At 41.4% G+C, this 25,238-nt stretch carries 26 protein-coding genes and 1 pseudogene; 18 read left to right on the top strand and 9 right to left on the bottom strand.

All coding sequences use genetic code 11. The features are described 5' to 3' along the window. Nucleotides 1-7: 7 nt before the first annotated feature. Nucleotides 8-2,113 carry a histidine kinase gene (locus ACFEL9_RS14020; protein ID WP_385891059.1) on the bottom strand — a complete coding sequence of 702 codons (2,106 nt, stop codon included), beginning with the start codon at nucleotides 2,111-2,113 and terminating at the stop codon, nucleotides 8-10. 822 nt (nucleotides 2,114-2,935) lie between these two features. Beyond that, complete coding sequence (locus tag ACFEL9_RS14015) at nucleotides 2,936-3,160, bottom strand: hypothetical protein (protein ID WP_385891057.1); 225 nt, start codon at nucleotides 3,158-3,160, stop codon at nucleotides 2,936-2,938. Nucleotides 3,161-3,570: 410 nt separating this feature from the next. On the opposite strand from ACFEL9_RS14015, the gene ACFEL9_RS14010 reads away from it, so the two are divergent. From ACFEL9_RS14010 to ACFEL9_RS13995, 4 genes are all read left to right on the top strand, one after another. Continuing rightward, on the top strand, nucleotides 3,571-3,717 hold the full coding sequence (locus ACFEL9_RS14010) for a hypothetical protein (protein ID WP_385891055.1): 147 nt from the start codon (nucleotides 3,571-3,573) through the stop codon (nucleotides 3,715-3,717). Between the two features lie 150 nt (nucleotides 3,718-3,867). After that, nucleotides 3,868-4,998, top strand: coding sequence for an LpxL/LpxP family acyltransferase (locus ACFEL9_RS14005; RefSeq protein ID WP_385891052.1), 1,131 nt, complete (start codon nucleotides 3,868-3,870; stop codon nucleotides 4,996-4,998). Nucleotides 4,999-5,023: 25 nt separating this feature from the next. After that, nucleotides 5,024-6,112 (top strand): sensor histidine kinase, encoded by a 1,089-nt coding sequence (locus tag ACFEL9_RS14000; RefSeq protein ID WP_385891051.1) that lies wholly within the window; start codon nucleotides 5,024-5,026, stop codon nucleotides 6,110-6,112. Nucleotides 6,113-6,114: 2 nt separating this feature from the next. Then, the gene (locus ACFEL9_RS13995; protein WP_385891048.1) at nucleotides 6,115-6,834 is read left to right on the top strand and encodes a LytR/AlgR family response regulator transcription factor; all 720 of its coding nucleotides are present in this window, start codon (nucleotides 6,115-6,117) and stop codon (nucleotides 6,832-6,834) included. Between the two features lie 106 nt (nucleotides 6,835-6,940). On the opposite strand, the gene ACFEL9_RS13990 is transcribed toward ACFEL9_RS13995, so the two are convergent. The 4 genes and pseudogenes from ACFEL9_RS13990 to ACFEL9_RS13975 form a co-directional block, all read right to left on the bottom strand. Then, on the bottom strand, nucleotides 6,941-7,144 hold the full coding sequence (locus ACFEL9_RS13990; protein ID WP_385891046.1) for a LuxR C-terminal-related transcriptional regulator: 204 nt from the start codon (nucleotides 7,142-7,144) through the stop codon (nucleotides 6,941-6,943). 11 nt (nucleotides 7,145-7,155) lie between these two features. Beyond that, nucleotides 7,156-7,542: pseudogene (locus ACFEL9_RS13985) on the bottom strand (response regulator); the annotation flags it as partial. 457 nt (nucleotides 7,543-7,999) lie between these two features. Continuing rightward, complete coding sequence (locus ACFEL9_RS13980; protein WP_385891044.1) at nucleotides 8,000-8,257, bottom strand: hypothetical protein; 258 nt, start codon at nucleotides 8,255-8,257, stop codon at nucleotides 8,000-8,002. 32 nt (nucleotides 8,258-8,289) lie between these two features. Next, complete coding sequence (locus tag ACFEL9_RS13975) at nucleotides 8,290-8,655, bottom strand: hypothetical protein (protein WP_385891042.1); 366 nt, start codon at nucleotides 8,653-8,655, stop codon at nucleotides 8,290-8,292. Between the two features lie 849 nt (nucleotides 8,656-9,504). On the opposite strand from ACFEL9_RS13975, the gene ACFEL9_RS13970 reads away from it, so the two are divergent. From ACFEL9_RS13970 to ACFEL9_RS13955, 4 genes are all read left to right on the top strand, one after another. Further along, complete coding sequence (locus ACFEL9_RS13970) at nucleotides 9,505-11,313, top strand: PAS domain S-box protein (protein WP_385891039.1); 1,809 nt, start codon at nucleotides 9,505-9,507, stop codon at nucleotides 11,311-11,313. Nucleotides 11,314-11,323: 10 nt separating this feature from the next. Beyond that, nucleotides 11,324-11,740 (top strand): response regulator, encoded by a 417-nt coding sequence (locus tag ACFEL9_RS13965; RefSeq protein WP_385891036.1) that lies wholly within the window; start codon nucleotides 11,324-11,326, stop codon nucleotides 11,738-11,740. 426 nt (nucleotides 11,741-12,166) lie between these two features. Next, nucleotides 12,167-12,463 carry a class I SAM-dependent methyltransferase gene (locus ACFEL9_RS13960; RefSeq protein WP_385891034.1) on the top strand — a complete coding sequence of 99 codons (297 nt, stop codon included), beginning with the start codon at nucleotides 12,167-12,169 and terminating at the stop codon, nucleotides 12,461-12,463. Continuing rightward, nucleotides 12,405-12,938: a class I SAM-dependent methyltransferase gene (locus tag ACFEL9_RS13955; RefSeq protein WP_385891031.1), complete on the top strand. Its 534-nt coding sequence runs from the start codon at nucleotides 12,405-12,407 to the stop codon at nucleotides 12,936-12,938. Before ACFEL9_RS13960 ends, ACFEL9_RS13955 begins: the two co-directional genes overlap by 59 nt. A 176-nt stretch (nucleotides 12,939-13,114) precedes the next feature. On the opposite strand, the gene ACFEL9_RS13950 is transcribed toward ACFEL9_RS13955, so the two are convergent. Both ACFEL9_RS13950 and ACFEL9_RS13945 read right to left on the bottom strand, forming a co-directional pair. After that, entirely contained in the window at nucleotides 13,115-13,369 is a 255-nt protein-coding gene (locus tag ACFEL9_RS13950; protein ID WP_385891029.1) for a hypothetical protein, read from the bottom strand. A 134-nt stretch (nucleotides 13,370-13,503) separates the two neighbouring features. Beyond that, nucleotides 13,504-14,337, bottom strand: a complete 834-nt coding sequence (locus tag ACFEL9_RS13945; protein ID WP_385891026.1) for a helix-turn-helix domain-containing protein — start codon at nucleotides 14,335-14,337, stop codon at nucleotides 13,504-13,506. A 268-nt stretch (nucleotides 14,338-14,605) separates the two neighbouring features. Here ACFEL9_RS13945 and ACFEL9_RS13940 point away from each other — a divergent pair, with 268 nt between their 5' ends. The 5 genes from ACFEL9_RS13940 (at nucleotide 14,606) to ACFEL9_RS13920 (ending at nucleotide 18,938) form a co-directional block, all read left to right on the top strand. Then, nucleotides 14,606-15,283, top strand: coding sequence for a hypothetical protein (locus ACFEL9_RS13940; protein ID WP_385891024.1), 678 nt, complete (start codon nucleotides 14,606-14,608; stop codon nucleotides 15,281-15,283). Between the two features lie 27 nt (nucleotides 15,284-15,310). Then, complete coding sequence (locus tag ACFEL9_RS13935) at nucleotides 15,311-15,931, top strand: hypothetical protein (RefSeq protein WP_385891023.1); 621 nt, start codon at nucleotides 15,311-15,313, stop codon at nucleotides 15,929-15,931. A gap of 83 nt (nucleotides 15,932-16,014) precedes the next feature. After that, nucleotides 16,015-16,443: a hypothetical protein gene (locus tag ACFEL9_RS13930; protein ID WP_385891021.1), complete on the top strand. Its 429-nt coding sequence runs from the start codon at nucleotides 16,015-16,017 to the stop codon at nucleotides 16,441-16,443. 55 nt (nucleotides 16,444-16,498) lie between these two features. Continuing rightward, nucleotides 16,499-16,888, top strand: a complete 390-nt coding sequence (locus ACFEL9_RS13925) for a hypothetical protein (protein WP_385891019.1) — start codon at nucleotides 16,499-16,501, stop codon at nucleotides 16,886-16,888. A 715-nt stretch (nucleotides 16,889-17,603) separates the two neighbouring features. After that, nucleotides 17,604-18,938: a sigma-54-dependent transcriptional regulator gene (locus ACFEL9_RS13920; RefSeq protein ID WP_385891016.1), complete on the top strand. Its 1,335-nt coding sequence runs from the start codon at nucleotides 17,604-17,606 to the stop codon at nucleotides 18,936-18,938. A 73-nt stretch (nucleotides 18,939-19,011) separates the two neighbouring features. Here ACFEL9_RS13920 and ACFEL9_RS13915 read toward each other — a convergent pair whose 3' ends face one another. Then, on the bottom strand, nucleotides 19,012-19,164 hold the full coding sequence (locus ACFEL9_RS13915; protein ID WP_385891014.1) for a hypothetical protein: 153 nt from the start codon (nucleotides 19,162-19,164) through the stop codon (nucleotides 19,012-19,014). A 310-nt stretch (nucleotides 19,165-19,474) separates the two neighbouring features. On the opposite strand from ACFEL9_RS13915, the gene kdpF reads away from it, so the two are divergent. The 5 genes from kdpF (at nucleotide 19,475) to ACFEL9_RS13890 (ending at nucleotide 25,219) form a co-directional block, all read left to right on the top strand. Then, complete coding sequence (gene kdpF, locus ACFEL9_RS13910) at nucleotides 19,475-19,558, top strand: K(+)-transporting ATPase subunit F (RefSeq protein WP_385891500.1); 84 nt, start codon at nucleotides 19,475-19,477, stop codon at nucleotides 19,556-19,558. Nucleotides 19,559-19,562: 4 nt separating this feature from the next. Beyond that, nucleotides 19,563-21,281 (top strand): potassium-transporting ATPase subunit KdpA, encoded by a 1,719-nt coding sequence (gene kdpA / locus ACFEL9_RS13905; RefSeq protein ID WP_385891011.1) that lies wholly within the window; start codon nucleotides 19,563-19,565, stop codon nucleotides 21,279-21,281. A gap of 91 nt (nucleotides 21,282-21,372) precedes the next feature. Beyond that, nucleotides 21,373-23,427: a potassium-transporting ATPase subunit KdpB gene (gene kdpB / locus ACFEL9_RS13900; protein WP_385891008.1), complete on the top strand. Its 2,055-nt coding sequence runs from the start codon at nucleotides 21,373-21,375 to the stop codon at nucleotides 23,425-23,427. Nucleotides 23,428-23,447: 20 nt separating this feature from the next. Further along, entirely contained in the window at nucleotides 23,448-24,002 is a 555-nt protein-coding gene (locus ACFEL9_RS13895; RefSeq protein WP_385891006.1) for a K(+)-transporting ATPase subunit C, read from the top strand. A gap of 95 nt (nucleotides 24,003-24,097) precedes the next feature. Next, nucleotides 24,098-25,219, top strand: coding sequence for a sensor protein KdpD (locus tag ACFEL9_RS13890; protein ID WP_385891004.1), 1,122 nt, complete (start codon nucleotides 24,098-24,100; stop codon nucleotides 25,217-25,219). The last annotated feature ends 19 nt before the right edge of the window (nucleotides 25,220-25,238 follow it).

Here is a 25,238-nt window from a genome sequence, read left to right as displayed (position 1 = left end):
TTTGATTTTAAGATTTTGAGCCATTTATTCGTATAACAGCTTTTGTTCCCGAAGAAACGCCTTCTTTTTCAAGATCCGTGATCACAAGATCATCGTCAATGCCATTCTGATTATGCAAGTGAATTCGCTCCCGGGTAATAGCAATGCCATATGATTGATGTTCGGGCTTATTTCTTTCTTTAAATTCGGCAGCTTTTTCCCTGCCAATACCATTGTCAATGATTGAGTAAACAATAAATTCATCGCAGAGATTTATTTTCACCTGTAATTGCTTGTTATTTTCTTTTTTATTCAACAAACCATGATGGATCGCATTTTCAAGAAACGGCTGTACGATAAGCGGAGGCACTTTAAAATCGCCATGCAATAAAACCGGCTCCACATTTATCTCATAGTGAAATTTATCATTACACCGAAACTTTTCCATTTCGAGATATAGCTGTATTGTTTCCAAATCCATTTGAAATGGCACAAGGTTATTTTTAGAGCTATCCAATACTGACCGGATCAATTTTGCAAAACGGGCAAGGTAAGACGTTGCCTTGTCTGACTGTTTGGTTTGAATAAGGTTATCAATAGCGCTTAAACAGTTAAAGATAAAATGCGGATTCATTTGTGCCCGCAATGCCTGCATCTCAAGCTCCATGGCTTTTCGTTTTAAGGCTGATCGTTCATGTTTATTGCGAAGCTGCTCATTTTTTCTTCTCAGCATAGTATTTCTGATGATCAGCACGGAGATCAATAGTAAGGCAACGCTGCCGCCAATAAGCAGGTTCTTTAATTGGGCCTGTTTTTGTAATTCTTTTCTGTTTAATGTTAATTGCTGATCGCCCAACTCTTTGTCTTTTTTTAGCAACCTGATTTTATTTTCTGCTTCTGAGGCTGCCAGATAAAGAGCAGTTCTGCCGGCATATAGTGCAGTTTCCATTGAATCTTTGATAGATGCGAACTGTTTGAAATAATGATAGGCACTGTCCGTTTTTTTTAGATGATCATAAATTGATGCAAGCAGTTCATATGTATCTTTCTGAAACTGTTTATTGCCTGCGTGGTAGGCTATTTGATTCAATTCGCCGGCATAACCGAGGGCGGTTTGATAATTTGACTTGCCGAGGTAAGCCTTCGCCACCACTAATAAATTAACCATCAGGGGGAAGACGTCATTGCTTTTTCGCAGCAGTGGAAGCCTGGGTAATACCTGGTCTAATAAAGTATCGTACTGTTTCCTAGCCAACTGCAACTCCGTTGAAAAGCCATACGCATAAGCGCCAAATTTTTTTCTGACAGCGGGGTCCGTTGTATATAAATTAATATCAGCCCTGTATTTCTGCTGGTACCAGGTCACGGAGTCATATTGTTTCAATACCAGGTGAGCATAAGCCATATCCTCTGTATGTGGCCAAATAAAGACAAACGGGCATTTATATTGAAGTGCCTGGTGATAATAATATAATGCTTTGGACGGATCGCTGACCCGGTTAAATGCTCTTCCAATAAAGGCTAATGAAAACGAGATGAGCACCGTGTCATTATACTGCTTTCCAATTTCAACTGCTTCGATCAAATTCCCGAAAGATTTCCAGTATTCCCCGCTTTTTGAATAACTGAAACCGGCAGCTTGTTTGGCCCAACCAAGCAATAATGATTCGTTGGCCGTCGCTGCGTAGGCTATTGCTTTACCTACCGCTTCATTGGCTGCATCATATTTACCTTCTATGGCTAATACAAGGGCCAGGTTATAATAGGCCATAGAAAAAGCTCGGGGATTGGTTTCATTATTTAAAAGCTCAATAGCTTTTCTCGTATCCCGTTCCATTGCATCAGGGTGTCCTAAAAGCCGCCCCTTCACGCCGCCTTCGATGAGCAAAGCTTCTGCCATTCCACCAAGATAGTTAATGGCGGATGCTTTCTGCCGGGCAAGATCTGCATATTTAAGAGCGGAATCGGAATGGATCCAATAATAAAAAAATTGCCAGCCTAATGCGTTCAGGCTATTTACTGCTTCCTTACCATTAAGAAAGCTAAGGTTTTTTCGTATGCTATCTATCTTATGAGTTTGTGTTTGTGCGCTACTGGCAATAAGAACAAAAAAAATAAAAAGCCGGAAACGCATAAGTAAAAGATTTAATTGAGAAGCCCCTATTAAATTTACTTCATTTCTCAAAAACAGGCTTGTAGAAGGAATACACCCGCTCCCCACTGGGCGTAGGCTTTCTAAAATAGTCAATAGTTGATTGAACCATCGTAACTGATGATTTATGCAAACCCGAATCTTCTCATTGTAAGTTATTGACACTAATAAGTTATGGAAAGCGATAATGAGAAGGTGGGAGCGTTTATTGAGTAAGTGAGGTTTGAGGGATTATCTAAGGTAAACAAACCCGGACAGGAGCTATTCTTTTCTTCCACAGATGAACGACAGTTTGCTGGTTGGAAGTAGTGGATGTGATTGCATGCGGAATAATTGCGTCGTGTCGGTCGACACGAAAGCTAAATTAATTTTTTGTTGTTCATTACCATATTGCCAACGGTCTATTATAAGCCGTTCAGCATTGATTCTTTCAAGTATGAGATTATGCAGATATTTACCGGTGTGCCGGAATAGGTGTGTCCGTCTTTAAGTCGACATTGTGATAGACAACTATCTTCCAATCACCTGATTCTTTCTGAAAAACTTGAAGTAGCCGGGTATGGAGGCGTCCTGAGAAATGCTTTGAATATGTATCAGCATCTCCGCTATTCCAGGAAGTTACTTTTTCCTGAAGTATTTCCCGGATTGTTATCGAATCTGAGATATTCTGAGCTTCTATTTACGTCGTTAAGAACATGACCAGCGAGGTCGCCACGGCAATAATTATGTGTTGCATTTTGTATATTTTTTTGTTTGTGAGTGCAGGTAACAAAATCTACGTAACCCTCCCATCAATGCGGGTGATCAATTTAATCCCAAAAGAATGTTTCGCCTGGCACGGCACCCCTCTATTAGCTTTTGCAGACTTGCAGGATTTTTCAGTTCTTCATAAAACCGTTTATTTCTATCGGGGCCCCTTAACCAATTATCTAATATTTCCTGCTGCCCTGCACTGATGACTTTTTCTTGCCTGCGAACAATGAGCCTGGCAATGACCCACAATTCTATGGCATCGGAAGTTTCAAACATAAACTGTTCGGGATTGAATACTTTATTGTCAAACCCTTCGGTGAAATCTCAAACAATTGCATGTTTTCGTCGGATTTACAAATCCATTCATCCAGTTTATCCTTTTGTGCTTTGGTAAGACTGTTTTGTAGATATCCTGGATAAGCCTGGCAACATACATGGGAATGGGTTGGTCATCTTTTTTCATACTAACTTTTTACGCAGATGAAAGAAAACCCAAAACCAATTAAAGTTAAGCATTTCTGATTTTTTATCAGCCGGCAACTGATACCACGGCTATTCACCACTTCACCTGCACTATTGCTGCTTATACGTAATCCATTTTTCCATTGCATTCATTGAAATGATGTTTGGGTTGTAAATGAATGCTGCCAACATGCAGCGAATTAGTAAACTTAAACCTGACGAAAATGAAATCAAATGAACTGCTCTTTTCAAAGCCCATGAACCTGGAAGGGCTGGAGACAAGATTTAAATCGGCGGTATCGAATGTAGCCGGTTTCTTTACAGACAGCTGCTGCCTTGATACGCATCCTCCGCTACCACCGGGTAGCTAATGCTGAACGCAGTTACTTTCCAACAACAGCAGCCCTGCCCGTGGCTGCTGTTCTTTCTGACTTCTTTTTCCCATCACCTATTTCTAATATCATCTTCGATCCTTCGACGCTTCGACCCCTTCGTCAGGCTCAGGGCCTAACCATTTTTTTATGAACCGCACCAAGTATAACCAGGAAAAAAATAAACTCATTAGTTATTACCGGAATGAATTCTCGTTTGAGCATACCGGACGAACGGAGATGCAATTCAATATAGTGAGTGCTTCACTGGGCAATTACCTGCCTGCTATAGATCACGCCCAGCATGAAGCTATCTATAATGATATCTTACTGAATAAAAAACTAAGTATACTGGAACAGTCAGCATGGTTCCTGGCAGATGAACTGCAAACAGAAAACCTGGGTGCCGATACACTGCGGTTGCTAAAGAAAGGCCCCAGTATTGTGTGTACATTTCATACCGGGTCGTACCGGATGATCAACCATTTTTTGGTAAAGCAGCAGGTGCCTTTTACACTCGTGATGGGTAACGCTGTGATTGAAAAAGAAGGGCAACTTTTTTTTGAACTATACCAAAGGCTACAGGGCGCCCGGCCCGATGCGTTGCGGCTACTAAATGCCGAAGACCCGAGAACGGGGTTGCAGATGTTGCGGGAACTGAAAAGTGGAAGAGTGCTGGTGCTGTATATCGACGGCAATACCGGAGCGGGAAGCAACACCCGTGATAATGCTAATCATTGTGTTGTTGATCTGCTGACACAACAAGTGTATGCCCGCAAAGGAATCGCTTACCTGGCACATGCCGCCCAGGTACCGATATTACCGGTAGCCTGCTACCGGACTGAGCGAGGTGCTATATCACTGCGGTTTTTTGATCTTCTTTTTCCCGAAGGAAAAGACCGGCAGCTATTTGCTTCAACCGCTACCCAAAGGATTTATGACCTTATTGCACCTATGATCAGGCAATACCCCGAACAATGGGAAGGCTGGTTGTATATCCACCACATGGCGATGATCCAACCTGTGGCTGATGAAAGTTTCTGTGCTACAATGATGAATGACCGCCGGCTGCATTTCAATCGGGCTTTATTTGGTATATTTAAAGTGAACGATACTCCCTTCCTGATAAGGAAAAAGGATTATTCTTTTTATGAAATAGATCGATCGCTGTATGAGCTATTGAAAGCAGCACCCTCCCGATCTATTTATAAGGCATGTTTTGAAGAGGATCTCTTCAACCAATTGTACAGGTACCGGGTTTTGGTGGACGAGGCGATATGAACAGTAGCGTATAAAACCTAACGTCATGAGTACACTCTTTACCCGGAGCAGGGCTAAATTATGGCCCTTGTTGGTACATGCCAGCGCCTGGATTTTGTATGGCAGCTTTATTCATATTGCCAATTACATCACTAACCCGCATATTAAAATCACCAACACTATTTTTTACCTGCTTCCGCTCTGTTTGACATTCTACCTGAGCCTGTATTGTCTTACGCTTAATAAACGAAAAGGAGTGGCCTGGGGCATTGCTTCGTTTTTTATCGTGTTTATCGCAATGGCATTACTTGGTTATTGCTATCTCTATGTTTTACTGCCTCTATTCGGCGTGGTACTCTATAGTTCCGAGCATTTCATGGATTTTGTAAAGTATGCCGTGCTGGGATATGTGCAGCACTTTTCGTATGCACTGCTTTATTTCTACGTGGTACAAACCTTTAACAAGGAAAGAGAACTGCGCAGGTTGCAGGAAGAAAAGCTACGTAATGAACTGGAAAACGCCCGGCTGAAAGAACAGGAGTTAAGATCGCAACAAGACAAACTTCTACTTGAATATGCTTTTATGCGGGCACAGGTGAACCCACATTTTCTACATAATACACTCAACCTTCTTTTTGTACAGGCAATGGAATACAGCCAGGAACTGGCTGAAAATATCTCGAAGCTGTCGAGAATGATGCACTATTCAATGGAAAGCGTAGAATACGAAACCGACAAGGTACCGGTAAAAAAGGAACTGGATAACCTGCACTTGCTGATCGACATCAACAAAATGCGCTTTGATGACAAGACGGTGCAACTGAACATCGATGGTGACACGGATGGATTGATGCTGCCACCGCTATCGATGATCACTATCGTGGAGAATGCTTTTAAGTATGGCGATCTGAAAGACCCGCAGCACCCCCTGCTGATAAAGGTATTGCTGCGCTACCGGCAGGTTTATTTTTATTGCCGTAATAAAAAGCGAAAAAATAAACCCATGCGATCTTCGGGCAATATCGGTATTTCCAACCTGAGTAAGCGACTGGATGTGGCTTTTAAAGACAAATATGAAATGAATGTACATGATGAAAAAGATTTTTACACGTTTGAACTCACCATAAATAATTAAGTATGATCAAATGCATTATTATCGATGATGAACGACCGGCGATCCGGCTTATTAAAAAATATATTGAACGAATACCGACGCTGCAATTGATTGGTGAAACCACTAACCCGATAACGGGTATCGAAATGGTCAAAACCGAAAAGCCCGACCTGGTATTCCTGGATATACAAATGGATGAAATGAACGGCATCGACGTGATGAAGATCATTGGGAAGGAAGCGCTGGTTATCTTTTGTACCGCTTATTCCGAATTTGCGGTGACGAGCTATGAACTACATGCTATCGACTACCTGATGAAACCTATAGATTTTAACCGGTTTGTAAGAGCCGTGCAACGGGTGGCAGACACCATGGCGGCACGACCTACCCTGTATGAAGATGCCATACCGAATGATTATATTTTTGTGAAAGCGGGACAAAAAGGAAAGATGCTGAAGATCGATATTGACGATATCGACATTGTAGAAGCCAAAAATAACTATGTCGCCTTTCACTGCAATGGCAAGAAAACAATGGCTTACCTGACATTAAAAGAACTGGAAGAGCGGCTGCCGACGAGCCAATTTATGCGGGTGCATAAATCGTATATTGTAGCGTTGAAACAAATCTCGCTCATGGAAAATAATGAACTTGTACTGAAAAAAGGAGGCTTGCGGGTACCGATTGGCGCCAGTTATAAAGAATTGTTTTTGGAACGGATGAAGAGTAAGCTGATGAGTTGATATGAAGATTGAGCAGCCCTTAAGTGTTGTCAACTTTACATAGAATTATCATCCAACTTAATGTTTCGATTTTCTGTAAAATTTAGCTGGTTGGGCTTTAAGTTGGTTAAATACCTCTTAGGTTCATTTCATTGATCAGTGCTGCAATATTTTTTAAACCCAGTTTTTTCATGATATTGTGACGGTGAACTTCAACCGTCCAGCTGCTGATGCCGGTATAGCCGGCGATTTCCTTTGAGGAGAATCCTTTTTTCAAATACTCAATAACGGAGAGTTGCTTGGGTGTGAGGGAGTTTATGGCCATTGTCATATCATCCGGTGTTACCATTTGCCCGACAATATTTTGATTGATTTCCGTACAGGTATATTTTCTCCCATATGCACAGCGGTGATGGCTTCCTTTAACTCTTCGATAGACGAAGTTTTGGTAACATAACCACTTGCTCCGGCTTTCACTACTTTGGTGAGACAGGCCGGCATGTCAAAATAAGAGACGGCAATAACCCGTATTTGGCTGTGGTATTCTTTTATTGACCGGGTAAGCTCGTATCCATCTATTGGTGTCATACTGATATCGAGCAAGACGATGTCCGGATGACATTGGGTTATTAATGACAGCGCATTTGCTGAATTGTTGGTAACCCCGATTACACGGAAACGGCTATCAGCATTCAATATAACTGCCCAGGCATCAGTGATTAATTTATGGTCATCTGCTAAAAAAGAGTGATTGGGTACTTGATGGAGCCTGTGTTCATGGGTATTGGATCATTGGTGGAATATTGTCTAAACGCCGGATATTTCAAAATAATATATTTTTTGTAATTGAATACCTACTTACAAGAACACTCACCTCATTCATGCAGCCAGGTTGGGGAAATCAAAGGTGATAGTGGCGGTATTTTCCGCTTGCTGGTAATGGCAATAGATCCTTTTAATTTTTCTGCCAGCTGTTGCAGCACCAGCATCTGCCCTTATGAATTTGTCAAACTGATGAGAAATTAAAAATGACTGAACGAGCCTATATTAACCGCCATTTGTACCATATTTCATGTATCCATTTTGCTGACCGGTGGTTCAGCAAAAATTTGCAACGATTATTTTCAAAGCAAAAGGACCGAAACATCGGACATTTTTAAAACTATTATATACCCGTTCTATCATATTAATAAATGAAATAAGACAGGATTCCGGTTGCAATTAAAACACCACCGGATATTAATCCGGCATTGTGCTCCCATTTGTGCCAGTTTAATTTTAGCAGACCTTTATAAGCAAACCTGATCCACAAAAGCATTCCGGAAATACTTACTACGGAATACAATAGTGCTATTGTTACCAGTATCCACCAGCCTTTCGTACCGGCCAATAAAAAATAAGCCTCAATTTCAAGACATGGAGAAAGAAACATGGCTAAAACCAAACCAGCAATGATTTTACTTTTTGGCTTACCGGCTACTTTCTGCTTTGCAAATGAAAATGATGATGCACGTAGTGCTGCCTGATAAAATAAAAGCCGATCAGTATTATAATGGATGGTGCAATAATGCGGGTAAAATCCTCAATAGTATGGCTTAACTCAATCCCGATAATCCCAAGCAGGATACCAATGATGACGGTGCTTAAAACGTGAGCCAGACCTGCAATAAGCGTCACCTTTTCAGTCTCGCTTAAATCCCAATTCTCTTTTTCCCGATTGCAAGCACAGGTAACCAGTGACTGGGTATAATTGCATGAAGCAGGTTGATTAAAAAACTTCCTATCAGTATTGAAGCCAAAAACTTTTGTCTTTATCCTGTTTTTCTTCGCGATCTGACACATTAACGAGGGCACAATACTAACATAATTTTCAAGGTGCCGATAATCATGCCAGGTGTTTTGTTTCCCTTGATTTGTCCCTGAATATGCAGTGGTGCTGTAGAGTCGAAATCGCCCATAATATTGTAGTAACCCGTGTAAAAATTTCCTCGCCGGACAAGTGTGCAGATAAAAGTTAAGCCAGAAGTGAAATGGCCGAATATTTGTTTCAGGCATTTATCAGAAACTCAAAGGATAATTGGATTTAACCTGAGCCTTTAACTGCGAACACGTTACCAGAAGAAAGAAATAGTTTCCTGAATGCTAAAAAATTTCAATGAATCCGGTTTGGAAAAAATATATATGATTATAGGGGTAATCAATTAAATGGTTTTAGTGAATATCATAATAGTTGAAAAATTCTTTAAACTTCATATCCATCTCAATCGCAATTAATAATTAAACAAAGTAACTTTCCTGAGGGAATGAAATTTTACGCACAGCATTATCTCCAGTGCTTACCAATGACTCAGTATGCCGCGGATATAAAAGTCTTACCTCTTAAAACAATACGGAAAAAGAGTATTCCGCCAGCGATAAAAATACCGGCCCATCCTGTTGTTTATCCATCCAAAAAACTGAATGAAGCAAGCGTGGCAAATGAAAAGGAAAACCCCCTTCATAAATGGATCATGCCTGGGTAGCCCGATGCATATCCGTCCCGGGCATGATTTTTTTTGGCCATCCCCGACACCAATGTAAGTCCAGTCCTTTATAGATCCCTGTCCCAACCTTTCGAATGCATTTTGACTGAATATAATTTTTAATTTGTAAGTTTAGGTTTTGAGTTCTCCTTATCCAACTGACTGACTCATGAATCAACACTCTTCCTCATACTCATACCTGGCTGTATTAGAATCTATAAAGGATGCTGTAATTGTAAGAGATCTTAGCGGAAAAATATTTTATGTTAATAAAGCGGCAGAAAAACTTTTCGGATATGTTTCAGGAGAGTTAGTAGGTAAGGATGTCGAAACCATCATTCCGCGCATTAAAGCAAATGAAGAAAAAAAATTAGTAGAAACTATTTTATGGGGCGAACAGGTAGACAATTATGAAACCGAAAGAATCGATAAAAATAATAATCTGATTTATGTTTCGGTAAGCTTATCCGCTTTAAAGGATGATGAAGGAAAGATTGTAGGAATTACCAAAGTAATCAGGAATATTACCGAAAAAAAAAGAGCAGAAGGAAAATTTCAGGCATTGCTGGAATCGGCTCCTGACGCCATGGTGATTGTAAATAAATTCGGACAAATTGTATTGATAAATGCTCAAACAGAAAAACTTTTTGGATATGAACGCTCCAACCTTCTTGGCCAGGAAGTGGAAATACTAATTCCGCCGCGTTTTACAAGCAAACATCCGGATCATCGCAAACATTTTTTTACAGACCCCAAGGTCAGGGAGATGGGCGCAGGGCTTGAACTGTACGGCATGCGTAAAGACGGAACAGAATTTCCTGTCGAAATTAGTTTAAGCCCGCTGAAACTTGAAGAAGGAATGTTTGTCTCGGCCGCTATCCGCGATATTACCATTAGAAAAAAAATTGAAGCTAAATTCAGAGGATTGCTCGAATCAGCTCCTGACGCAATGGTAATCGTAAACAAAGAAGGCAATATTCAATTGATAAATGCACAAACAGAAAAACTATTTGCCTATAAAAGAGAAGAAATCATCGGCCAGAAAGTAGAAATACTCATCCCTGATCGTTTCAAAGGAATTCATCCGGGTCACCGTCACAATTTTTTTTCAGCGCCAAGAACACGATCGATGGGCGCTGGCCTTGACCTTTATGGCAGAAAAAAAGATGGAGCTGAATTTCCTGTGGAAATAAGTTTAAGCCCTATCGAAACAGAAGAAGGGCTGCTTGTTTCCGCTGCTATCAGAGATATTTCTGATCAGAAACAGGCGGCCATAGCATTGAAGGAGTATGCTTCCCGCCTTGAAACTTCGAATAAAGAGCTGGAACAATTTGCTTATGTGGCTTCGCATGATTTACAGGAACCGCTCAGAAATATTACAAACTATGTTGGCTTGCTGGAGGAATCAAAAGAAAATCTGAGTGAAGAATCTAATTATTATTTAAGTGTTATAATAAAATCAGCCGGGAGAATGAAAATTCTCATCCGCGAACTCTTAAATTTCTCCAGAATAGGAAGAGACAGATCAATTGAAGCAGTAGACTGCTATAAAGTGATAAATGAAGTTTTAACGGACATGCATTTTAACATTAAAGAAACCCAGGCGCAATTAAAGGTAAATGAGATGCCTGTCATTAATGCCAATAAAATTGAGATAAAGCAGCTATTTCAAAATCTTATCGGCAACGCACTTAAGTTTAAAAAGAAAAATATAAACCCGGAAATTCATGTTCACTGTGAGGAGAAAAACAATGAATGGGAATTTTCGGTTAGTGATAATGGTGTGGGGATTAAAGAAGAATACCTGGAAAAAATATTTTTAATCTTTCAGCGATTACATACTGAGGAACAATACCCCGGAACAGGCATTGGGCTTGCTACCTGCAAAAAGATTGTTGAATTAAATGAAGGCCAAATTTGGGTGAGTTCAAAACCAGGTATCGGCTCTACATTTTATTTTACTATTCCAAAACAATAATCCAATTTTTGTGAAACAGTTGAATTGTATATTATTAATTGACGACAATGTAGATGACAATTATTTTCATTCCCGTGTAATCAGGAACGCCAATGCGGCTCAACATATAAAAACAGCAGAGACAGGAGAGGAAGCACTGGAGTATTTTGAACTTGAAAAGCGGGACCCGGATCAATATCCTCTGCCCGACCTTATATTTCTTGATATTAATATGCCGGGGATGAATGGTTTTGATTTTCTGGAAATAGTTAAAGAAAAAAAGATAATTACAAAAGACAGGCCCGTTATCATTATAATGTTAACAAGTTCTCTAAATCCGGGTGATGAAAAAATGGCAACTAAAAATTATCAAAATGAAATAAAGGCATTCCAAAACAAACCCCTTACCCAGGAAATGTTAACTGAACTTATAGAAAAGTTTTTTTAATTCCCACCCGGGGCGTGTTCCCACTACCCAACCATTTTGATGTGCGGTATATTTTAGGAAAACCCTTGTGACATTTCTTTGCCATTCAGCTCTTTTGTTCTCCATGCTTAAATAAATCACCATCTATTGGTCAAAGCCATTTGTTGTGCAACATCGGGGACGCATCTCTTTCTTTTTCTGAGATAAATTTTGATGAATTGATTATAATGGCTTTGGATTTCTTCAATTCTGATTAACAGGAAAGTAAAAAATAGTAAAGAGATTGTAAAGTCTGGAAACTGATCAGCAAGCAAAGATTTATCGATAAATTTTTCACCTTCTATTGTTATTAACTTGAAAACTGTCTTGTATAAAGCTTACATTAAATTTTCATAATCACCTCCGGGAAGGAAAAATAAATTTAGTTTGCAGTCAAATCCATTGGTAATGATCAGTGAGCTCCCGGTGCTAACACCCACAACACGTTTTTCAAACCGTGCCGAGAATTATGTCAAATACCGTCCCGGCTATCCTAAAGAAATCATTCCTTTTTTAGAACAAACAATTGGCCTGGAGCGAAACCACCGCATAGCAGACATCGGATCAGGTACAGGTTTATTCGCCGAACCACTGCTGCAGCGGGGATATAAAGTCATCTGCATCGAACCCAATGACGAAATGAGAATTGCCGGAGAAGCAAGACTTCAGCACTATCCGCATTTTACCAGCCGCCGGCACAGCTGAGGCAACGGGCTTGCGAAGCCGCAGCATTGATTTGATCACCGTTGCCCAGGCTTTCCATTGGATGGATATTGAAGCTTCAGCGAAGGAATTCCGTCGTATCCTGAAGCCAGGCGGTCACACCGTTCTGGCCTGGAACTTACAAAAAACCGATACTGATTTTCTCCGGTTGTATTTGGATATAAAAGAACGTTATCGCATTGATGATGCTGTCTCCCCGGGAATTGAAGAAAAAAAGATAAAAGGGTTGTTTACTCCGGGAGGTTTTCAAAAAACGATCTTTCCAAATGTCCAATTGTTAAATTTCGATGCCCTGAAAGGTCAATTATTATCATCGTCGTCGTATATACCACTCCCCGGACATCCTTCGTACGAAACGATGATTTCTACCCTGATACAATTATTTATCGCCTGCAATGAAAACGGTTTTATCCGGATGGAATTTGAAACCACCCTATTCTCGGGAACTTTACATTAAGTGAAACTGAATCTATATTTAAAAATTTCCTCGCTCTGGTATCTGTTAAGCATGTATATAACAATTGAGCCAGAAACGAAATGGCCGAATAAAACAATGAGCAAATCTTTGGCAACTCATCATTAGTTGTCCATTTGATACCAGTCATGAATTATACCACGGCCAGTGGTGGAAAATCAATTGGCCGTTTGATTGGCAGGTTGGTCGCCTGGTTCATCCCAAGCAGTATATTTTTCTACTATAGCCTGAATTTTTAATGACAGGCCGGAGGGGCAATTGGTATTGAAGAGGATGTGAGGCGGATCGGCAATAAAACGGTAACATTGGCTGGGCCTTAATTTTTTTCCCTGGATGTTAATGATAAAACGATCCAACTCGGTCAGTTCTGCCTCAATTTTATTCAATGAATCGGGAGTTAATTGTCGGCGCATATTTTACAAAGCGCAAAAGCATGCCATAGTAATTAACATGTTTTCTCTATGGCGATAGCCGTCAAAGTCTAATTCAAATGCCGATGTGAGAAAATTATTCTACAAAAAGTAAAAGCCCCGGTACAGATCAATAATCAAATGTCATCAGGGTTCAGAAAATTTTCTGATACAGGTGGTGTATTTTTAAAAAAGACATCCGGGGGAGTTCCTGAAAACAGCTTAAAATCTTTTATAAAATGCATTTGATCAAAATATCCGCAATGATGTGCTATAGTTGTCCAGTTTTTTTTGTGATCGTTCATTTTTAAAGCAATCGCCCTGTTAAACCGAACGATCCGTGAAAACAATTTTGGTGAAACTCCCACCTGCTCTGTAAACCTGCGTTCAAAAGTTTTCATACTCATATTTGCATCATAAGCCAATTTTTCAATGGATTGGCTGCTGCCATTGCGTACAATACGTTCAGACAGGAATAGAATACTGTTATAAGCATCTTTCGCCTTACTGCGTGATAACAGTCTTGTTAAATACTCTTCACAGCAGGCAATCATTCCGGAAATATGCTTCGCCTCTCTCAATTGCTGATGCAAGCCTTCAAGATCTTTCCGGCAAGTATATTCGTCCTCTTCAATACGATCGGTAAAATGAACAGCAGGCACACCAAAAATGCGGTAAAATCCTGTTGGATTGAAGTAGATAGAAAATATACGAGCTTTACCTTCACTTGTCATCATGCCGGCAAATTGAGACCCGATACCCGTTAACACAATTTCCGATCTCATGCGCTGCTCCTGGAAAATGGAGTTGTCATCCACCGGCTTAATATAGCCGAATTTCTTTTCGGAGAGATTGAAGGAGATCATGAATTCATGTGTCGCAAAGAGCGGCCTGCGAATTTTATTATCAGATGAATCCAATTCCCTATAGGTAAAGCACCGCACATATGGTTGCAATAACAGGCAAGGCATTATTTCCGCAGTATTTACCACCGCAAAATGCTTTTATCCAAATTAGTTCAATTGGGCTGAACCTGAAAGAAAAAATGACGATTTTTTACTATTTATCATGCCCGGATAAAACTAATTTCAAAAAACAATTGCGCTCAATTGCAGTTGTCAATCATGCCCCCGAGGTTTCTGTTCCTGCGATAATCCGAAATCAATATAACCTATTGTAAAGATCAATTTTTAAAGGCTGGTAGTACTGAGTTATTAATTAAACCTAAAAGCGTTGTTTATGAAACGGTCATTGCAAAAATCCGGGCTCCGGCTCATTGCTTTTGTCCTTTTATGTGCATCATTTTTAACCGGCACAGCACAAACTGCAAAGCCTATCAGCAAAATCTATCTCCAGGCAGATGCTGGCGGCGGCACGTATAAAAGTACCGATGCCGGATTTGGCTTAAAAACCATCATTCATAGCAAATGGAGCATGACCTTATCATACAAGGCCGTAGAAATGAAACCTAAAAATTTGCCTTCCGATTATCAACCTGAAACAGGATATGTCTTTTTTATTCCTTATACCTATGAAGTCACCATAGACATGAAAATGATTAATCTTTCAGCCGGTAAGTATTTCAATTTGGGAAAAAATTTTTGGGCAACAACAGAAGGCGGCCTTTCTTATGTCAAAGGTGAAAAAGTAAATTTTGAACGGATCGAACCAGTATCCGGCAATATTATAATCGTCTCAACAACTACATCCAACTATAATAGTACCAAAGAAAATAAATCCACGATAGGAGCCATATTACAGGCTGACATCAATTGGGGTTTCGCTTCCTTTATGGGATTAGGTGCTGGCGTTTATGCCAATATCAATTCTGTTCAGTCGCCGGTTGGCATTCATCTTAAACTACTCATCGGTAAAACGGGCAGGGTAAAAAAGCATAAACGATTAACGCAGAGTTGAAGAAATCATCCCATAAACCAAACCGTTATGAAAAAGTCATTCATACTGGCAACGATTTCATTGATACTTTTCTCCTGTAAGAAAAATATTGAAACTACAGCCAACCAACTTACCGATCTGTCGATTGGCTCCATCGTATCTCCTAATCGTCCTTCACCCACCGTCAACTACCTGTTTTCTTTCCAGGCTACAGGTCCTTTCACCATTTCTCCCGTTTCAGCTACTGTAGTGAAGATTGAACAGGAGATGTCGTTCAACTCTGTCACACCTTTTTCACTGACCGGCGGTATGGTGCAGGGATTCGACGACCTGACGATCCCGACATTTCCCGACCGTTTTTTTAACGGCAGCTTTCGTTTCTTCGGACAGGGCAACGATTCGTTGTTCGCAACAGTAACCGTACAGACAAGTGTTTTTTCAGACCCGATCGATCCTGGCAGCGGAGATTTTTTTGGCAGCGAGGATTTCACCGGAACTTACCAAATCACCGGCGGAACAGGTCACTATCTGAATGCAACAGGAAGTGGTGAATATGCTGCGCATAGTGAGTGGCGGCCACCTGTGAAAGCCGGAACACTTTTCTCGGGATTCACCTCGGTTGCAGGATCGGGAACAATATCAGTGTTGGCAAGGAATGGGCGCCTTTGATGGAAGCACTCCGCCAATATATTCCGGGTAACCATAAAACAAAGCTCTTACTATAGTACGCTGGCATCATAAAATAAATTGTCATGAGAAAAATTACCAGTTTAATCCTGCTTCTTGCTATTGCAACCAGCGCTTTTAGCCAACACGTTGAGCCGGCAACGGTTCAGCCTCGTAGGGATTACCTGCGAAAAAGCAAAACCCAAAAAACATTCGCCTGGATTCTTACCGGCGTTGGCGTTACTGCTGTCACCATTGGGCTGCTGACCCAGGATTATGTAGATGCTTTTACTTCTATTGCGGAAGAAAAGAACAGCTCATCTCCGGCGGTGTATGCAGTAGGAGGCGCCTGCATTGCAGGCGGCATCGTGTTATTTATCGCCTCATCAAAAAATAAGAGAAAGGCAAACGCCATCCATGCCTTTTTCAGAATGGAAAAAATAACTGAACCAAGGATAAGCATTGCAGGCAATACACGGTATCCTGCTTTGGGACTACGGTTGCGATGGCAATAAAACACACTATTGTTCAACCTCACTCAAAAACCATTAACCTTTAAACTAAATCATTATGAAAAAGAATGTCATCCTTTGCCTGGTCGTACTATTAGTTTTTGCTGCCTGTAATAAAGATAAGGATGAGCCTGCTGTGAGCCTTGCGGGCAAATGGACGGTTGATAACACAACAATAAAAGAACATATAAATGGTACAGTCAATACAGACATAGAGCCGGGTAACGGCGCTACCATGGATTTCCAGGATAATGGTCATGTTGTAATTACCTATCCCGGGCTTCCTATAGAATCTTTGGTGTATGTCATTAAGCCGGACTCTAAGGTTGAAATTGACGGCGATATGTTTGAAATAAGAAACCTAAGTAAAGCAACCGTCACACTATACCTGCGGGAGGATTATTCGCCGGGAGAATATGATGAAGTTTTCATCAACCTGAAACGGTAAAATTTCTTTTATGAACAAGACAATCCTTATCGCTCTGATGGCATTCATCCCTTTTACAAATTGTGGAAAAAACAAACCGGATGCTGCGTCTGTGCAGATTAAGGTTGTAGAATCTGTTACGAACTTACTGGTAACCGGAGCCAGCCTGTCTCTTTTCAGGTGCAATTACGGGTGTCCATTTGGTCCAAACGTGTTACTGACAATGATGGAGCATGCCGGGTGTCCTCCGAAATTTACAACGATGCCACTGTGCAGATGAACGTCACAAAGACAAAATAGGCTCCGCCCGGTTGTTCGCAGGTCATTGTTTTCATACTTATCGTTTTTATTTTGAGTACAGCAATAAAGCTACGAAAGCCCCGGACACGATTTCTACTGGTCAATTATTCAACTTTTGGTATCCCCTTTGAAAATGATAGTTGTGCGGGGAAAATTATTTTAGCATTTTGCTGCATTGAGTAAATAATTCCACGCTTTGCCGACAGTGCCTATTAATAATGTGCGGTAAAAAAGTGGCTGAGAATTTGATTTACCCAGTATGTTCAAGAATATTGATTTAAACCGAACCGGGGCTGATTTCTATCAGCCCTTTTCTATCGCCCCGACAATTTATTGGAAGATTCAAATCAACATAAAAGCTCCAAACACATTATGCGGCTCATTAATGCTTTTTGGGAACCCAAACTTCGGTTAAACTCATAGCTTTGCCTGACTTATGCCAGGAAAAATTTTACTGATTGATGATGAAGAGGGATTGCGAAGACTCCTGGGCCGGATCATCGGTTTAGAAGGCTTCCATGTGGACGAAGCGGGAACACTCCGGGCCGGCTTTGACCTGCTCAACAAAAAAGAAATAGATGTTGTGCTTTGCGATGTAAAATTGCCCGATGGCAACGGCGTTGATTTTGTAAAAGAAGTCAAACTAAAATACCCGCTGACTGAAATTATCCTGCTTACCGCTTACGGAAATATCCCGGATGGCGTACAGGCTATTAAGAACGGAGCATTTGATTACATCACCAAGGGAAATGACAATGACCGCATCGTGCCCCTGCTTTACCAGGCGATAGACAAGGTGGCGGCGCAGCGAAAATCCGCTATTAAGATCAAAAACAAGGAAACCTACAACTTTGATGATATCATTGGCCATAGTTCTTTAATAAAGGAGGCCATAGCACTGGCTAAAAAAATTTCGCCTACAGACGCCAATGTTTTGCTTTTGGGAGAAACGGGAACAGGCAAAGAGATTTTTGCCAATGCTATACACAGCAACAGCAAGCGGTTTGGCCAGTCTTTTATTGCTATCAATTGCAGTGCCTTTACAAAAGAACTTTTGGAAGGTGAGCTGTTTGGGCATAAGGCGGGAGCCTATACAGGCGCAACAAAAGATAAAAAAGGACTGATCGAAATAGCCCACCAGGGAACCCTGTTTTTGGATGAAGTTGGTGAGTTAAGCATCGATCTCCAGGCGAAGCTGCTCCGGGTGATTGAAAATGGAGAATTTATCAAGCTGGGAGATGAAAAAACAACGAAGGTCAATGTAAGGATAATAGCCGCAACCAATCGTGACCTGGTTAAACGGATAGAGGAAGGTGAATTCAGGGAAGACCTGTATTACCGCTTAAATGTTTTTGCTATTCAATTACCCGCTTTGCATGACCGCAGCGAGGATATACCCGCATTGGTCAACAATTTTCTTTCCTATTTTGGAAACCGGGAAAATAAACCTGGTTTACGTGCCAATGACGAATCGTTAAAGCTATTGCAACGATACCGGTGGAAAGGCAATGTTCGTGAATTGAGAAATGTAATAGAAAGAGCTACTATCCTTGTTGATGGAAAAGAAGTGCTCCCTGAGCATTTGCCTTATGAGATTCAACGACAAAATGAGCAAACCGCCACTAACCTGACACTGGCAAGTGTTGAAAAGATCCATATTCAAAAAGTGCTGCACTATACCAAAGGCAATAAAACCAAGGCCGCCGAACATTTAGGTATTGGCCTCACTACGCTTTACCGTAAGATGGAAGAATACCATATCACTAAATAATCTCTTTCATTTTGGAAAACGACCCTTTCATTTTGAAAGGCTTTTTTGTTTTCAACTTTCTGGCTCCAGCTTTTCAATTTCCCCGAAACCCGCCCTGCGCCTGGCTTCCCAACTCCCCACCCGGTTCCGGTTTAAACAGGCATGCCATTGGCCCTTTACCCGGCAAATCATAAAACATGGAACCAGCGAAAAAAGAAGAAACCAGGTATGGAGGGCTGCATTTCATCTTTCCGATTGTGTATGTCACCCTGCTGGTAGCTGGTTTATTAACTAGGCATTTCAACGCTTAATTCTACGCCATGAAAAAAAAGCAAAACGAGCAGTTTAGAATTCTTATTTGGGTCATTGTGGTGGCCCTGCTAATGACGGTATTATCGTATTTCCTGTATGTCAAATTCAACATTTAAATAATCAAAATGATGCTAAGTATCCTTTTATTGGTGACGGGGCTGATTGTATTCCGGCTTTTTTTTAAATCCATTGACTGGTTCGAAAAAATTTAATCGCTGTACAAGCTTTTATAAAACACTCCTTTTATGATGATGACCGTATTATTTATTTTATCAATAGCAGTTTTTGGCTACCTGGTTTATGTATTGATCAAACCCGAAAAATTCTGATTCCATGAACAGCGAAATTTTAGGTGTACTAATTATGTTTTTGTCGGCGGTGCTGCTCGCCTACCCGTTAGGCCGGTACATTGCCAAAGTTTTTAAGGGTGAGAGAACCTTCACTGATTTTATGAACCCCTTTGAACGGTTCATTTTTCGCATCAGCGGTATCAATCCCAGCGAGGGCATGAACTGGAAACAGTTTTTAAAAGCAATGCTTACCGTTAATATGCTATGGTTGGTTTACGCTATGCTCCTGCTTATTTTCCAGGATAAGTTGCCGCTGAATCCTGATGGAAATCCCGGGCAGACGCCTGACCTGGCGTTTAATACAGCCATCAGCTTTTTGGTGAATTGCAACCTTCAACACTATTCCGGTGAATCGGGGTTAACTTATTTCACGCAATTGTTTGTGGTCACTTTCCTGCAATTTGTAAGTGCAGCTACCGGAATAGCGGCATTAGTCGCCTTGCTTAATGGTTTCAAAGAAAAAACGACTAATAGCCTTGGTAACTTTTGGAACTACCTGGTAAAATCCGTTACAAGAATTCTTTTACCCCTGTCAATAGTTGTTTCCATAATACTTGCTTTTAATGGTACCCCCACGAGCTATGATGGCAAAGACAGCATCGTCACTTTACAGGGCGACAGCGTGCAGGTATCAAGAGGTCCGGCTGCAGGCATGATTGCCATTAAGCAGTTAGGAACAAATGGGGGTGGCTGGTTTGGCGTAAATTCTGCGCATCCGCTGGAAAATCCGAATTACTTTACCAATATCGTGGAAACCATTTCCATTCTTCTTATCCCGATTGCACTGGTTTTTGCGCTTGGTTTTTATATCAATAAAAAGAAGCTGGCGACAGTGATCTTCGGGGTCATGACGTTTCTCTTTGTGATCTTTTGCAGCATCAATATTTATTATGAAACAAAAGGCAACCCGGCCATTGATAAATTAGGAATAGCACAAACTGCCGGGAGCATGGAGGGAAAAGAGATGAGGTTTGGTGCTGCGGCAACAGCATTCTGGAGCGTTGCCACCACTTCTACTTCCAATGGTTCGGTGAATGGCATGCATGATAGTCTTACTCCCATTTCGGGCGGTGTAGTCATTCTTGATATGATGATCAATGCACTGTATGGTGGAGTTGGCGTCGGCTTATTAAACTATTTCATCTTTGTCATTATCGCCGTATTTATTTCCGGTCTGATGGTTGGACGAACACCGGAATTTATGGGGCATAAAGTGGAAGCCAGGGAAGTGAAGATCGCTGCATTAGTCACGTTGCTTTCCGCATTTCTTATCAAAGGTTTTACAGCACTGGCTGCCTACCTGCTGGTCCATCATCCCGAAATTGGATGGACAGTAAAACCGCCGGCATGGCTGAATAATCCATCTTATCATGGCTTTTCGGAAATGCTGTATGAATACACATCGGCCAATGCCAATAACGGAAGCGGTTTTGAAGGACTGAGCGACAACAATATTTTCTGGAACGTAACAACAGGCGTTGTGCTGCTACTCGGCAGATACTTACCCATCATTGCACCGATTGCCATTGTTGGTTTACTGGCTGATAAAAAATTCATTCCTGAATCGCCGGGAACATTAAAAACAGATTCCACTACGTTCGGGGCCATGACGCTGGTGGTGATCATCATCATAACAGCCTTGTCTTATCTCCCTACGCTGGCCCTGGGACCGCTGGCCGAGTATTTCGCCCTAAATCCCTAAAGGGACTTTAACATCATTAAAAATGAAAACATACATTATCATTTAAGAAATAAATCCTGCTTTCCTGGCAGATGTTTTCCAGGAAAAAATCATGTCTAAAAGAAAACGCAGTATAAAATTATTTGACCCGGCTTTGGTGGGCACGGCCATCAAACAATCTTTTGTAAAATTGAATCCGCGGCTGATGGTGAAGAACCCGGTCATGTTTACGGTTGAGATCGGCACTGCCGTAATGCTGGCGGTTGTATTGTATCAATTTTTAACAGGCGATACCAGCCAGGGCGCCCTATGGTATAATATTGTCATCTTCCTTATCCTGCTCATAACCGTCGTGTTTGCAAATTTTGCTGAAGCATTGGCAGAAGCAAGAGGCAAAGCGCAGGCCGAAAGTCTTCGCAAGACAAGAGAAGACACGCCTGCGAAAAAAGTAAATGTAGCCGGAGAAACGTTTAGCAACCAGGTTCAAACAATTTCTTCTTCGGCATTGCAGCTGGGAGATTATTTTGTTTGTGAAGCCGGGGATATTATCCCGATGGATGGAGAAATTGTGGAGGGGATTGCCACCATAGATGAGTCAGCTATCACCGGTGAATCCGCCCCTGTTATCCGTGAGGCGGGTGGCGATAAATCATCCGTTACCGGCGGCACCAAGGTATTATCCGATCGCATCGTCGTAGAAGTAACAACGCAACCCGGTGAATCATTTTTGGACAAAATGATCGCATTGGTGGAAGGCGCATCGAGACAAAAAACTCCCAATGAAATTGCACTCACCATTTTGCTGGCCGCCTTCACCCTCATCTTCATCATTGTTTGTGTAACACTGAAACCTTTTGCTGATTATGCCAACACGCCGATAACCATCGCCGCATTTATTTCCCTGTTTGTTTGCCTCATTCCTACCACCATCGGCGGCTTGTTGTCTGCTATTGGAATCGCAGGTATGGACAGGGCGTTGCGGGCAAACGTGATTGCAAAAAGTGGTAAAGCTGTTGAAACCGCCGGCGACGTGGATGTGTTGTTATTAGATAAGACCGGTACGATCACGATTGGCAACCGGAAGGCCACTAATTTTTATCCTGCTGAAGGTGTGGATGAAAAAGAATTCATTGAACTATCTGCAATGAGTTCTTTAGCCGATGAAACGCCGGAAGGAAAATCAATTGTTGAACTGGCTGCGCAGAAAGGGATAACCGGAAAACCGGAGACAGGCAGCGTCTCTGTTAAGTTCACTGCCGAAACAAGAAGCAGTGGCGTGAATACTGCTTCCGGAACGAATATCCGCAAAGGTGCATTTGATGCAATACGGGATATGGCGGTCGCGGCCGGTAATACTGTTCCGAAAGAAACCGAAGAAAGAGTAAAAGCCATTTCAGTCAATGGGGGCACTCCGTTGGTTGTTGCGGTAAATGACAGGATAAAAGGAGTAATAGAATTGCAGGATATTATCAAACCCGGTATACAGGAGCGTTTTGAACGGTTGCGCAAGATGGGGGTGAAAACGGTGATGGTGACAGGTGATAATCCCCTCACTGCAAAATACATTGCTGGTATAGCCGGGGTTGATGATTTTATTGCTGAAGCAAAACCAGAAGACAAAATGCATTATATCCGTAAGGAACAAGTGGCAGGAAAGCTGGTAGCCATGATGGGTGATGGAACTAATGATGCTCCGGCACTGGCACAGGCAGATGTTGGCGTAGCCATGAACAGTGGCACCCAGGCTGCTAAAGAGGCGGGAAATATGGTGGACCTGGACAATGACCCCACCAAGCTTATTGAGGTGGTGGAAATAGGAAAACAATTACTGATCACAAGAGGAACGCTGACCACTTTTTCTATTGCCAACGATGTGGCAAAGTATTTTGCAATCGTGCCTGCCTTGTTTATTGCATCTATACCTGCATTGCAGTCGTTAAATATCATGCATCTGAAAAGTCCTGAGTCAGCTATTTTGTCTGCAGTTATTTTCAATGCTATCATTATTCCCCTGTTGATACCCCTCGCATTAAAAGGCGTAGCCTATAAACCAATCGGCGCCTCGGCTTTATTAAGAAGAAACTTATTGATATACGGTTTAGGCGGCATTATAGTTCCGTTCATCGGAATCAAACTGATTGATCTGTTGTTAGGAATATTTATGTAACAATTAAACCCGAATTAGAAATGAAAAAGAATCTTTTGATATCATTGAAACTGACGGTGGTGATGGTTATACTTTGTGCCGTATTGTATTCCCTGCTTATTGCGGCTGTCGGTAGAGCAACACCGGGTGGCGGAAGAGGTGAAACGATTGTAGTGAATGGTAAAGTAGTAGGTTACGCAAACATTGGTCAAAAATTTACCGATGATAAGTATTTCTGGGGGCGGCCTTCCGCGGTTGATTACAATGCTGCAGGCTCTGCGGGTAGCAACAAGGGGCCATCCAATCCTGATTATCTAAAAACTGTGCAGGAAAGGATTGATAGTTTTCTTAAACACAATCCAGGCGTACCAAAAGAAGAGATACCTGCGGAGATGGTAACTGCTTCCGGCAGCGGACTGGATCCGCATATTTCACCGGAATCCGCTTATGTGCAGGTAAAACGTGTTGCCGCTGCTCGTGGTCTGTCAGCAGATAAAGTGAGAACTTTGGTGGAGCAACATATTGAAAAATCAGTTTTTGCTCCTTCCGTAATTAATGTTTTAAAACTAAATGTGGCATTAGACAGCTTGCGATAACAGATAACTTCAAGGATGAAATTTTTGCAAAAGAAAATGGCACAACAAAGAATAATATTCTCAATACATCATCAATTTCCGTTTCATTTTGACCTATGGCCACACAGGAAGCAGATAAATGGTTAGCGAAGGTTCAGCAGGAAAAAAAAGGAAAGCTGAAGATTTACATCGGCATGAGTGCCGGTGTAGGGAAGTCCTATCGCATGCTCCAGGAGGCACACCGGCTTCTGGCCAACGGTGTCAACATTCGTGTTGCGTATATTGAAACACATGGCCGAAAAGAAACAGAAGCATTGATTGAAGGACTACCTGTTATTCCGCGCAGGGAAGTTTTTTATAAGGGCAAGCGGCTGGAGGAATTAGACGTGCAGGCGGTTCTTTTGCTCCATCCTGATGTGGTAATTGTGGATGAGCTGGCGCATTCCAATATTCCAGGAAGTAAAAATGAAAAACGCTGGCAGGATATACTCGATATCCTGGATGCAGGTATTAATGTAATATCAGCCATCAATATCCAGCACATTGAAAGCATTAATGAAGACGTTGAAAAAATAACAGGCATTGAAATTAAAGAAAGAGTTCCTGATAAGATTTTGCAGATAGCGGATGAAGTAGTTAATATTGATTTAACGGCCGACGAGCTTATCACCCGGTTAAAAGAAGGAAAGATATACGATCATGCCAAAGTACAGCAGGCACTCACGAATTTTTTTCAACCGGAAAAAATTTTACAACTCAGGGAATTGGCTTTAAAAGAAGTGGCAGGGCAGGTAGAGAGAAAGGTTGACTATGAAGTAACAATCAAAAAAGACGCCTATCGTCACGAACGTTTCCTGGCTTGCATATCCTCTAACCACGAGACGGCTCAAAAGGTGATCCGGAAAACGGCAAGGTTAGCCTCTTATTATAACAGTCATTGGTATGTGTTATACGTGCAAACTTCAAAGGAGTCTCTTGAAAAGATTCCATTAGCTACCCAACGACATTTAATCCATAATTTTAAGAATGCTACTGAGCTGGGAGGAGAGGTAATTCAGGTAAAAGAAGAAAATGTCGCCAAAGCCATTATTGATATAGTTTTGAAAAAGGGGATCACCACTGTCTGTATTGGCAAGCCTCATTTCAACTTATTCCAGGTCATTTTAAAAACCAATGTATTTAACCAGCTCCTGACAAAATTGTCAAAAAGTGAAACCGATATTGTTATTTTATCATAATGGCCATTAGTGTAAAAAA

The sequence above is a fragment of the Terrimonas alba genome, from assembly GCF_042434975.1.
GTDB lineage: Bacteria > Bacteroidota > Bacteroidia > Chitinophagales > Chitinophagaceae > Terrimonas_B > Terrimonas_B alba.
Note: the sequence above shows the minus strand (reverse complement) of the source record. Positions and strands in the feature narration are given on the sequence as shown.